General features: G+C 60.8%; 18 protein-coding genes and 1 pseudogene. All 19 read right to left on the minus strand.

Annotation, left to right across the window (positions count from 1 at the left end; genetic code table 11):
- Positions 1 to 399, minus strand: a pseudogene (locus AB5Y59_RS17815) (phage tail protein); the annotation flags it as partial.
- A 1-nt stretch (position 400) separates the two neighbouring features.
- The gene (locus AB5Y59_RS17820; protein ID WP_368211629.1) at positions 401 to 1,816 is read right to left on the minus strand and encodes a phage tail protein I; all 1,416 of its coding nucleotides are present in this window, start codon (positions 1,814 to 1,816) and stop codon (positions 401 to 403) included.
- On the minus strand, positions 1,816 to 2,217 hold the full coding sequence (locus tag AB5Y59_RS17825; protein ID WP_025327464.1) for a hypothetical protein: 402 nt from the start codon (positions 2,215 to 2,217) through the stop codon (positions 1,816 to 1,818). The genes AB5Y59_RS17820 and AB5Y59_RS17825 overlap by 1 nt, the downstream gene beginning before the upstream one ends.
- Positions 2,218 to 2,227: 10 nt before the next feature.
- Positions 2,228 to 3,100 (minus strand): baseplate J/gp47 family protein, encoded by an 873-nt coding sequence (locus tag AB5Y59_RS17830; protein ID WP_368211631.1) that lies wholly within the window; start codon positions 3,098 to 3,100, stop codon positions 2,228 to 2,230.
- A 5-nt stretch (positions 3,101 to 3,105) separates the two neighbouring features.
- A complete protein-coding gene (locus tag AB5Y59_RS17835) occupies positions 3,106 to 3,465 on the minus strand; it encodes a GPW/gp25 family protein (protein WP_368211628.1) in 360 nt (119 codons plus the stop codon).
- Positions 3,462 to 4,034 (minus strand): phage baseplate assembly protein V, encoded by a 573-nt coding sequence (locus tag AB5Y59_RS17840; protein WP_323924746.1) that lies wholly within the window; start codon positions 4,032 to 4,034, stop codon positions 3,462 to 3,464. Before AB5Y59_RS17840 ends, AB5Y59_RS17835 begins: the two co-directional genes overlap by 4 nt.
- A gap of 105 nt (positions 4,035 to 4,139) precedes the next feature.
- The gene (locus tag AB5Y59_RS17845) at positions 4,140 to 4,655 is read right to left on the minus strand and encodes a hypothetical protein (protein WP_368212458.1); all 516 of its coding nucleotides are present in this window, start codon (positions 4,653 to 4,655) and stop codon (positions 4,140 to 4,142) included.
- 118 nt (positions 4,656 to 4,773) lie between these two features.
- The gene (locus AB5Y59_RS17850) at positions 4,774 to 5,409 is read right to left on the minus strand and encodes a Rha family transcriptional regulator (protein ID WP_368212459.1); all 636 of its coding nucleotides are present in this window, start codon (positions 5,407 to 5,409) and stop codon (positions 4,774 to 4,776) included.
- Between the two features lie 505 nt (positions 5,410 to 5,914).
- Complete coding sequence (locus AB5Y59_RS17855) at positions 5,915 to 6,733, minus strand: hypothetical protein (protein ID WP_368212460.1); 819 nt, start codon at positions 6,731 to 6,733, stop codon at positions 5,915 to 5,917.
- A 63-nt stretch (positions 6,734 to 6,796) separates the two neighbouring features.
- Positions 6,797 to 7,249 carry a phage virion morphogenesis protein gene (locus AB5Y59_RS17860; protein WP_368212461.1) on the minus strand — a complete coding sequence of 151 codons (453 nt, stop codon included), beginning with the start codon at positions 7,247 to 7,249 and terminating at the stop codon, positions 6,797 to 6,799.
- Positions 7,231 to 7,701, minus strand: coding sequence for a phage tail protein (locus tag AB5Y59_RS17865; RefSeq protein WP_123246919.1), 471 nt, complete (start codon positions 7,699 to 7,701; stop codon positions 7,231 to 7,233). Before AB5Y59_RS17865 ends, AB5Y59_RS17860 begins: the two co-directional genes overlap by 19 nt.
- Positions 7,676 to 7,918: an Rz1-like lysis system protein LysC gene (gene lysC, locus AB5Y59_RS17870; RefSeq protein ID WP_368212462.1), complete on the minus strand. Its 243-nt coding sequence runs from the start codon at positions 7,916 to 7,918 to the stop codon at positions 7,676 to 7,678. The genes AB5Y59_RS17865 and lysC overlap by 26 nt, the downstream gene beginning before the upstream one ends.
- Entirely contained in the window at positions 7,812 to 8,297 is a 486-nt protein-coding gene (lysB, locus tag AB5Y59_RS17875) for an Rz-like lysis system protein LysB (protein WP_368212463.1), read from the minus strand. Before lysB ends, lysC begins: the two co-directional genes overlap by 107 nt.
- Positions 8,287 to 9,108, minus strand: coding sequence for an N-acetylmuramidase domain-containing protein (locus tag AB5Y59_RS17880; RefSeq protein WP_368212464.1), 822 nt, complete (start codon positions 9,106 to 9,108; stop codon positions 8,287 to 8,289). The genes lysB and AB5Y59_RS17880 overlap by 11 nt, the downstream gene beginning before the upstream one ends.
- Positions 9,105 to 9,428 (minus strand): phage holin family protein, encoded by a 324-nt coding sequence (locus tag AB5Y59_RS17885; protein ID WP_123246916.1) that lies wholly within the window; start codon positions 9,426 to 9,428, stop codon positions 9,105 to 9,107. Before AB5Y59_RS17885 ends, AB5Y59_RS17880 begins: the two co-directional genes overlap by 4 nt.
- Positions 9,415 to 9,804, minus strand: a complete 390-nt coding sequence (locus AB5Y59_RS17890) for a putative holin (protein WP_139737896.1) — start codon at positions 9,802 to 9,804, stop codon at positions 9,415 to 9,417. The genes AB5Y59_RS17885 and AB5Y59_RS17890 overlap by 14 nt, the downstream gene beginning before the upstream one ends.
- A gap of 9 nt (positions 9,805 to 9,813) precedes the next feature.
- Entirely contained in the window at positions 9,814 to 10,044 is a 231-nt protein-coding gene (locus tag AB5Y59_RS17895; protein ID WP_180344887.1) for a TraR/DksA C4-type zinc finger protein, read from the minus strand.
- Positions 10,045 to 10,046: 2 nt separating this feature from the next.
- Entirely contained in the window at positions 10,047 to 10,250 is a 204-nt protein-coding gene (locus AB5Y59_RS17900) for a tail protein X (RefSeq protein WP_025327452.1), read from the minus strand.
- A partial coding sequence (locus AB5Y59_RS17905; protein ID WP_368211617.1) for a head completion/stabilization protein occupies positions 10,250 to 10,621 on the minus strand: 372 nt, incomplete at its 5' end. The genes AB5Y59_RS17900 and AB5Y59_RS17905, both read right to left, overlap by 1 nt.

Here is a 10,621-nt window from a genome sequence, read left to right on the forward strand (position 1 = left end):
GGCATCGGTGATGCCATAGCCCGACAAGGTGGTGGGGTTGCTGCCGGCGGTGACGTTGCCCTTGGCATCGACGGTGACGGAGCGATAGGTCCCCGCTACCACCCCGGAGTTTTTATAGGTGGCGGTGATAGAGATGTTACCGCTGCCATCGAACGAGGCCTGACCGGTCACATCCCCGGCCACGGCGATGGTGCGCGCCGTGGTGAGCTTGTTGGCCTTGCCCGCAGCGGTGGTGCCGCCTTCCAGGTCATCCATGTGCTTTTTCAGGTAGGCGGTGCGGTTCGCCAGCGCCTGGGCCTGCTTGTTGGAGGTACCCCCCGGGCCGCCGAGCACCGGGTCGCTGGTTTCGAGCTGATAGACGCCTGCGTCCCAGCTCACCACCTCTTGTAAATTCGCCATATCAGGAGGCTCCGTGGTTGTAGTTGCCGTTGTAGGTTGCGGCGCCGTTGTAGGTCAGGGGCGCCTGGGTGTAATCGAGGGCCGCCAGATGGCAGCGGGCCGGGGCCATCTCTGCCAGCAGGCGCCGGATGCGGTTGGCCTGCACGGTGGTGACCGGGCGGGCGAGGATGACGCGATAGACGGCCCACTGGGACGGATCCCCGTGGGGTTCGTTGCCGTTGTATGCGAGCGTGCCGTCATAGCGGCGGCCCGTAGCGCGTTCGATGATGGTGCTGTCGCCAAAGCCCAGCACGGCCAGCGCCTCCTTGATGGCCCAGGGGGTGCCCTTGCGCTGGTGCAGGCGGAACGAGGCGCTGATGAGGGCTCGCTGCTGGTCTTCTGACTCGGCCAGCTCCCACCAATCCACCGACCTTGCCCAGGCGAGCCAGGGCAGCAGCGGGGCCGGGCAGGTGTCAGCAAAGCGGGTGGTGGTGATCACCTCCGGCGTCACTGTGCTGGCCAGGGTGGCCGCGGCAAGGTGTTCCAGCCGGGTGGCTGAGGGCGGCAGCATATCCCGGGTGGTCGGCAATGGCAGGGGCAGACGATGCACCTTGGCCGCGCCGAACGTACAGCCATCAAAGCCCCGTGTGGTCAGGCGCGCGGAACTGGCAATCGGCGAGAGTGCCGAAGGTAGCAGCGGGGCCGGGACCAGTGCGGCGGTGATGGCGGGCAGACCCGGGAGAGGGACCGCCGGGGCCAGCGGATAGAGGATCCGCGCGTACTTGGCGACGGGGCTCCCCACTGCGCCCGTGAACGGGGTCGCGGCCTGAGCCAGTCGGGTGTTGAGCCTTGGGGCACCGCTCTGACCATCAGACAGGGTGCCGACGAGTTGGCGCACTCGGGCACGGTGGCTGCCCATGGCGCCAAGATCGAAGCCGGCAGGAGCGAGGCGTTGCCCAATGGTCGGCGCCTCAATGGCGTCTGGCTGCATGCTGCCTGCCGCAAGCCTGGCCCTGAGCGTGGCGATGCCCAGCGCACCGGCACTGAGCCCCGGCACGCGGACGAGGGGGGTGAGTTCGGCCGCGCCCATGGCGAGCAGATCCCCCAGGCTCCCCACACTGGCGCGGGTGGTGATATCCGGGGCGCCATAGGCACCCGCCTCGATGGCGCCGGGTGCGGTGCGATGGGTCAGCTTGGCCGTGCCTGCTGCGAACTGACTGACTCCGGCGGGCCTGGCGCGCTGTAATGCCGCCATGCTGCCGATTGGCCCTGCCGCTATCCCGACCGGTGACAGGCCGATCCTGACCCCGGCAATGGCGACCGGCGCGGGGTCATCGTCACCCTGCAGGGTGCCCCGGTAGATCGCCGCCCCGTCGAATGACAGGGTGCCGTCGTGATAGGTCAGTGACCCGCGCCAGACGGGATAGAGGGTTGCCATCAGAGTTTGAAGATCTTATTGGCGCCGTTGTCCCAGGCGATGATGATGTCGCCGCCGTTGGTGCTGACCGGCAGGCCCGCCGCCGTGTCGAACAGGGCGATCAGCGGGCTGGTCGCGGCGCTGCCGGTGTCTTTGTAGATGGCGCAATACTTCACCGCCGCCGTGGGCACGGCGCTGAAAGTGACGTCGGCGGCGTCCAGCACGCCGCCGGTGACCGTCTTGCTGGTCAGGGTCTGCGGGGTGCCGACCACGTGGGACGAGAGCGTGCTGAAAAACTCGTCGCTGCCCAGGGTGGGGGCGTAGGTGTCTTTGATCAGCGCGCACTTGAGGGTGTCGGCACTGGCGTTGATGGCGCCGGTGAGAAACTTCTCGCGGCCTTTGTCATAGAGGGCGTTTGCCATGGTCTGGTCCTTAATCGAGGTGGAGGGTGGTGAGTTTGGCGGCCTGCTGCGCCGTGCAGGTGACATCTGTCAGCGGTGCGCGCAGGGTGACGCTGTCGATCCCCGGCTGGTGCAGGGCGGCATAGATGGCCGAGAGCGGGACGGTGGCCCCGACCCGGTAATAGGCGGCAGCGGTCTGGTTCATGGCAGCGGTGGCCGCTGCAATGGCCTGCTCCTTGCCAAGGCCGGTGGCGTTGAGGGTGGCATCGACGGCATAGGGCTTGATCTGGGAGGGCTCGACGGCCACCAGATCGCACAGGGGGCGCACATCATCTGCCGAAAGCGCCTGGCTGACCCGATTGAGGGTGTCGGCACTGGGTTGGCCGGCAGGGGATAGCAGGGTCACCCGCACGGTACCCGGCGAGGGGCTGTCGACGGCCACATCCGCCACCTCGGCGCTGGCTGACAGGGCGTGAAACTTGTAGGCATTGACTGGCCCGGCGGTGGTCAGCCCCTCAAAAGCCATCTGGCCGCGCAGGCGCAGGCGGTCATCCGATTCATAGACCGGATCGACAGGCGGATTGGCCGCCGGATCCCCCGGGGTGACCAGCAGGCGGGCGATGTTGTACTCGGCGACCAGGTGGTCGAGGGTGGTGCCGCTGGCAAAGGCGAGCAGGGTCTGCTTGGCGGCATCGTTGATGCGGGCCCGCAGCACCACCTCCCGATAGGCGTTCTCTTGCAGCAGCTTGTTGAGCGGCTCGGATTCGAGTTCCAGGGTGGCGGCGATGGCGGCTTGCTGGTCTGCCGGGTAGTAGCTCACCAGGGTGGCCTTGCGCTCGGCCAGGATGGTCTCAATGTCGAGGGGCTCCACCACCGAGGGCGGCGGGAGCTGGGTCAAATCCACGTTGCTCAATTGGCGGCTCCTGTGGGGATGGCGATAGAAGCAGACTCCGGCGCGCCGCCGTCCTTGCGCTGCCAGGTGAGCTCAACGGTAAGGGCGCCATCCATGCCGCCGCCCAGCACATCGACCCGGGTGATGGTGATGCGGGGTTCCCAGTTGATGAGGGCCTGTACGGTGGCGGCCATCAGGCGCAGGCGGGTAGCCTGATGCTGTGGCTGGTCGATGAGGTTAAACAGCTCGCTGCCGTAGTCGCGGCGCATGACGCGGGATCCCACCGGGGTGATGAGGATGTCGCGCACCGACTGGATGATGTGGTCGGTAGCGCTGATGGCGCGGCCGGTGGCTGCATTCATGCCGAGCCAGTTCATTGCGGGCCCCCGGAGGTGCCGCTGCCGGTGCTGACATTTCCGTGCTTGTGGGTGGTCACCTCGATTCCGCCGATGTTGGCGCTGGGGGCGGTGATCTTGCCGCCCGCCTCGATGGTCGAACCGACCTTGAGTGCCTGGAAGCATTCCACCAGGGGGGTGATCAGCTTGACGGTCACCGAGGCGGAGATGGTGGCGGTCTTGATGCCGATCGCATTGAGCGTGCCGGTGGCCGGGTTGTACTCGATGACGGCGCCATCAGCGTATTCAGTGCGGTCGAGGTCCGGGTTGTCATCGCCTGCCAAGGGTTCTGGGAAGGCAGCGCAATTGATGGGGCCGACGATGTAGGCATTGCGCAGATCGCCGCTGACCGAGAGCATCAGCACCTGTTCGCCAATGGAGAGGCGATGGCGGGTGCGATTCCTCCCGGCCCGCGCAGTTGCGTAGGGCCGCCAGTTGGTGATGAGGTCGCCTGTCTTGACGCGACACTCCCCTGATCGCACGGCAGTGACGGTGCCGATGCGGATCAGGTTGTCGATCAGGCGTTGGAGTTCAGTCGGGGTCGGTTGCATGGGGCCATTGTTTTGGGCAATGGCGGGTAAGGCGAGGGGAGGCCAGTGTATCTACGGTGGATACACTGGCGCATATTTAGGTATTGCTCGGAGGTGGAGACTGCTTTACTTGAACCTAGTGGATACTTTCCCACCCTCTCGAGTTACGTCAAAGTCTTTATATGACCAAAAGAAATCATAAAAATATTTATTTTCAGGATGAGCTGTTGGGTTGTCTAATCTTTTGAAACCCATTGATTTATATATTTTATCTAAAAGTTCAAACCCCTCATCCTTTGTATCTTCCACACCAATTTGAAGGAATTCTTCAGTCGATCCTTTTAAGTTAACTTGGAATTCAGTAATCATTTTTTTAGCTAACCCGTGCGTCCTAGATGATTCGTCAACAAAGATGCAACGGATAACTTTGAAATGCCCATTCGTATAAAACGCTGAAAAACAAATAGGGTTGGAATCAAAATCATCATTAACTAAAAAAGAATTGCCATTGACTTTTTTGTCGTTAATCAGCTTCTTATTTGTTATTTTCATGGTGGAGTTGAATCCCGTGTCAATAATTTTTTTTACATTGTTATTATCAGAATATAGTTTTCTCATTTCTGTATAAGTAAGTATTATCACAGGTTCTCCTTTGAGTGGTCTTTAACGTAGTTGTTTAAGGGAAGGTAGATAAGGGCACACTATTATGTGCCCATTCAACTGGGGCCAGTCATGCATAGTCGATGCTAGACCGGTCATATTACCAGCCGATCGCTTTGGGTTCACGGCGCAGGTGGGGGATCAGCTTGGGCCAGTCGCTGTCGCCGTGGGTGTTGGGTTGGATATGGCGGGTGCGGTCGGCCAGGATCTTGCGGGCCTGGTTCAGGGTGTAAGGGTACTCGTGGATGATGGAGTAGTAGCGGCCGGCGTCGCGGTGCTCGGCGACCTCGAGCAGGGGATAGATACTGCGGGCGGCCTCCAACATCCGGTCGGCGGCGCGCCAGCACCAGGTCAGGGTGCAGAGTTCATCATCGGAGAGGTTGATCACCGGTTGTGGGCGCTGGGCGGCGAGTTGCTCGGCCATCCAGTTGAAGGCGTTGATATAGGCTTCTTTGGTCGCCGCGGCCTTGGCGCCGGTGAAACCCATCACCACAAAGATAAAGCCGTCTTTGGTCATCTCATACGCTGGTCGCGCTTCTCCCTTCCCGTCCTGATAGGTAACGAGCGCAAAATTGCGCTCGTTGAAATCTTTGGAACAGTCGAGGGTGGCGATCTTACGCAACACGTCTTTGTGCTGCTTGCCAAACACTTCGGCGACTTTCAGGGAGGTGGTGACAGGTTGGCCTTGGTGCAGGCTGATGATCTCGGCAGGGGTAAAGCTGGTGATGGTGTTCATGGGGTAATTCCTCTGATGCGATGCAAGTTAATCGCCACCGAGAGGGACCAAACTCTGAACACATGCCCGCAGTTTTGCGGAGATGTCTGGTGACGAACTGGACGAGGTTGGTCCTACCGGGCATCAAAGGAAACCGGCCAGCCGTGAGGCTGCCCCGCCCAGCCCGCCATAACTGAAATTGCGGGTACTACTGGGTTGCACAAAAAAACACGCTTGGCGCGTGTTGTGCGCTTTGATGGCTTGCGGGGGACCAACCCCGGCAACGGATTTTGCCGTTGCCCGCGCAGTATCGCGCAACCAACCGCAACCAATCAACCACCAATCGACACAAACCCGCCCGACCGCACACAACACCAGCAGCAGGGTAGCGATTTCCGTCAGGGCAGGGGATGTCTGTTTCGGGCGAGGGCAAACACTGGGCGGTGAGCTGGGTAAGGTTGGCGTACCGGTGAACCAAAGGAATCCGGCGCCCCGCAGGGCCGTTACCCAACACACCTAAGCACGATCAACTGGCCTCTTGTTTATCCTTTATTTTACTGGGGATAGTTGCACTATCAATCTGCTCATGGCGCAGGTAAATTGTGCCATCATCTTCAGTCCAGAAAGCACACTGAGTGGTATTGCAGATAATACGTAATGCGAAAGCCGGTTTTTTATTATTGTTGTATAGAATTATGTTCATCTGCTCTAACGTATTATTTGACAGCATAGTCTTTTGGTTATTCGCAAGATTAGTTCCTTCGGTGTGGACATGCCAAGCCAGTTCAACCACCATACCAATTAATAAGAGTATGGCAGTTCCAATTAGATACGTGATGGCCATACGTTTTAATTTTTCTGACCATTTTATTACTTTTCGTGGCTTACTGACCTTTTTGACTGATTCTATTGGTTTTTTTATCTTTAGTTTCAACATTAAATCTTCGATAAAATCAATTGCTCTGAGTTTAATGGAGGATATAAATCCATTAATCTCTTGGTCGAAACCTGTTAAAACAAACCAAATTATAATAGCGATTCCCATTGCTAATATTGTATATATATAAACAGGTAAGATTGCGAGAGATACTGCCATTACTCCTGTTAAGAGTGTTTGCTCTGTTGATAATGGGAACTCACTGCTGTCCACATGAAAGGATAGAAGGTAGCCTTGGTGCCAACTCATTCCCATTAAGTAAATAAATGCTGTTATGAGGGGCAGAAGAGCCAGTCCAATTTGAACTATCACTAAGATTTTTTCTGGTGAAATAAATTGCTGCCCATGTGCACATTTTTTACTAGCTTGTTGACGGAGCCGCTGCCGCAGTTCGCTACGCTGATTCATCCTTGCCTCACACGATTAAGTTTGCGCCGTATCGTATGGTTTCCAGCTTCGCTCGACAACCTTCTATTTAGTCAAATGGGCCAACAGCAACTCTTCCAACTTTTCCACCTCCTGATGGGTGATGCCCAGCAGTTCCCGCGCCGGATAGCGGATCTCGCGGCCCTTGATGCGGTCTTTGAGGCCGTATTGGTGAATGGTGGCGAGCCGGTTGGCGGTGCCGACAAACTCCACCACGTCCTGCTGTTCACTGGCGCGGGCCTTGAGCCAGGTGGGGTTGCTTATCTTGAAGAACATCTTGCGGCGAAGGCGCCCCCGGCCTTGCTTCAGCTTGGGCTGTGGCTTGCGCGGTGCCATGGGGCTGCCATCGGGCTGGCGGTTGGCGCGGATCCGCTGGGCCTGGCTGGCGCGCAAGGTGCGGGCCATCTCGCCCGCCAACTGACGGCGGGCGGCGGGTTCCATGCTGGCAAGCAGGCCATCGGCCCAATGGGTCAGGCGGTTCAGGTCGTCGGCGGCCATGGCTGATGCTCCCCGTTGATAAAGAGTTCCCAGGTGATGCCGTCATAGGGGTCTTCCGGCGGCTCTGGCAGGTGCTCCCAGCCAATCCCCTGTTCGTTTTGCCACACCCTGACCCGCTCGGTCAGCTTGACGGTGATGATGAGGTCCATCAGGTCATTGGCGAGGTATTCCGCCTCGAAAGTGATGCCCTCCTTGCGCTGTTCGTCGTTGGTCATCAGCTCGGGCTGGTGTTGGCGCAACCAGGCCAGCAGCGGCACCATGATCTGATCCGGGTGGCCGGCAAAGTCCTCGATGCCGATGGTGAGGGGGTATTGCCACTCGAACGAGAGCGAGCGGGCGCCGGTGCTTTCGACGTTGCCCGGGGCGATGAAGATGTGCAGCTTGTCCGGGTTGGTCTTGAGGTGGGGCACGCAGCGGGTCAGTACCTCACGGATCTGTTTTGGTTTTTCCATGCTCCCTCCCGTTCTGGTGGCGTTGCTGGCAGGCGATAAGGCTGTCGACCTGGGCGGCGCAGGTGGCCCAGGCGGCCTCGGTCTGGGTCAGCTGATCCATGAGGTCGCCGTTATTGACCGGGCTGGCGGTCGGCAGTTGGCAGGGCGCCGTGGCGGGACAGGTGAGCCTGATAATCTGCGGCGCCGGTGAGGGCGGGGCGCTGGAGCAGCCTGACAACAGGATCAGGCAGAGGGCGATCTGCCCACTCCTTGAGTTCGGCATTTTCACGTTTGAGCCTCTTGATGGTATCGGCCCGGGTGGTGGCCGTGATGGTCAGATCGCCAAGCTGGCGTTGCAGCTTGGCGGTGGCGGTTGTCTGGGCGTCCAATTCGCCGGTGAGGGTATCGATGGCCCCGTCTTTGGTCTTTTCCCGCCGCTCGGCCTCGACGGCCTTGTCGTTGGCGGCCTTGAGGTCGCTTTGCAGGGTGGAGACTTTGCCCTCAGCCTTGGCGGCGGAGCGGGCCGACCAGCCCCAGCCAGCCAGGGCGACGGCTAGGGCGACGGCCAGTGCCAGCAGCAACCAGGTGAGGGGGGAGCGCAGCAGGCTACGCCACATCCGCCACCTCCTTCACCGGATAGACCTTGGCAAAGTGGCTGTATGCCTTGGCGAGCTTGGTGTCGTAGTCATTGTCCTTGTAGGCCGGGCCGTTGTAGCGGCGGGCAAAGTCAGCCCACTTGCGACCCTGCAGCGCCTTGTGCATGGCGGGATCTTGCTGGATGAAGCGGCACAGGGCGGTGAGGTGGTCCACTTCGCTGCGCTGCATGGCGGTCTGCCAGTCGCTGACCGAGGCAAAGCCCAGCGCCTGCCAGTGGAAGCCCATGATCTGGAACATCCCCCAACTGGCCGACTCGATGGCGGCATCCCGGTGCAGGCTGATGGCGAGTTGCAGCCGCTCCCACTCGGCCGCCCCGCCCGCATAGCCGCCGCGCTTGGGGTTGACCAGGTTGGGGTAATGGGCGGCCATCTGGTCGGCGGCGGCCTTGCCCAGGTGCTGGGTGAGCTGCTTGTAGAACACGTGCCGCTCGAACAGCACCACCGGACGCATGTCGGTGGTGAACCCCTCGCCGATGCTCTCGACCTGGGCGACGGTGGCCATGGTGGCCAGTGGCAGGCCCAGCAGGTCAGCGCCAGCCTGCATGTCGCCGATGCGCAACTGGTTGCCCCGCTCGCTGCCGAGCAGGGCGGCCATGGTGCGAGGGCCAGCCTGGCCGATGGCGGTGATCATGTAGTCCCGCTGAAAGGCGAGCAGGGCGCGCTCGGTGGCATCGCCAAACCAGCCATCCGGATCGAGCGGATAACCGGCTTTGGCCAGGCGACGCTGCAGGTCGGCGACGGCGGCGCCGGTATCCCCTTTTTTCAGGCTCATGGTTGCCTCCTGTCGGTGGTGCGGTAGTGCTTTTTGCTGCGCAGCAGGTGGTAGATAGAGCCGCCGTCACTCCACACCGCGCACAGTAGGAAGGCGGTGATGATGACGGAGGCGAGGTCGGGGACGAGGATGGTGCCGAACAAGAAGCGGATCGGCACCGATGCCGTGGCGACGCAGATCACCCAAGACAGCCAGGCAGGAAGCGCCTGATAGCGTCCATCCCGGCTGTCAAAGAACATGACACGCAGGCAGATGGCGGTGCACATCAGGGCATAGATCGCGGTGTAGATCATGGCGTAGGTGGGATTAGTGGGGATCATCGTTGCCCCCTTTGCCAATGCGACTGAACAGGGTACCGAGCTGGCCGGGGATCGCGTTCATCGCGACTTTCAGTATTTTCACTGCCAGGGCTGCGGCTACGATGGCACCGACCCCCTTGTTGATCTCGATACCTACCGGCAGCAGCTTGGTCAGCATCTGGACGGTGAAATCTGCTGCCAGCAGCCCGCAGATGAACGAGGTGATAAACAGGAGGATGACTCGCCCGGCAATCTTCTCCTCGCTGGTGAGCCCAAAGAGCAGTGCACCGGCGAATGAGCCAAGCAGGATGATGGGATCGAGCCAGGGCGCGGTGGAGGCAAGCGCAAGGGCGAGCGCTACGCCATTGGCGGTACTGGCTGAAATGGGTTCTGGCATCGTGCTCTCCTATCGTTTGCTGCCGTAGTGGCGAGCGGTTTGAAATTCGTGGATGGTCTGGCACTCGGCGCAGCGTTCGCAGCCCCGGATCGCTTCACGGCGCGCCTGCGGGATGGTGTTGTCGCAGTCGATGCAGTAGTGCGGGCCGGTGCCACTGATGCGGGCGGCGTGGATGCGGGCAGCGAGTTGCTGCTCGCTGATGTCGGCCAGTCGTTCGAGTTCATCGTCGAGGCGGCTCATGGTCAGTCCCATAGCTGGATCAGCGGCTGCTCGGCCTGGGTGGGGGCCGCTGGCATTGTGATGAGGGTTCCGGTCGGGAGGATGGGGCCGAGCGCGGCCAAACCGGGGTTGAGTGCGAGCACCTGCTCGGTGATGCCTGCGGTGTAGCCGTAGTGCCGGAACAGGATGAGGTCGAGGGTGTCACCCTGTTGGCTGCGCAGCTCCATCAGATGAGCGCCACGGTGATGTGGGTGGTACCGAGGATGTCGCGAATGGCAAAGCGGGCGTCGCGGTAGAGGTCGTCAGAGCTGATGATTTTGGCATCGGCCCCTTTGACGCCATCACCGGTGGCGCTGTAGTCGGTGTAACGCTCCAGCAGGTTGGCGCGGGTCATGGCATAGATGGCGCGCCGGTAGCTGTGCAGGTACGCCGATTCGCCATTGATGACCTCGCCCGGTACGGCGGCCAGGGTGGCGACCCCTTCTGCCTCACGGGCGCGGCGCCAGTCAGCCAGATCCCGGTTGACGCTGGTGATGGCGTCGATCACGGCATGCTTGAGGCGGGCCGTGGTGACGGTGCCATCGAGTCGGACGGTGTC

The sequence above is a fragment of the Aeromonas sp. s10 genome (assembly GCF_040907975.1).
GTDB lineage: Bacteria > Pseudomonadota > Gammaproteobacteria > Enterobacterales > Aeromonadaceae > Aeromonas > Aeromonas caviae.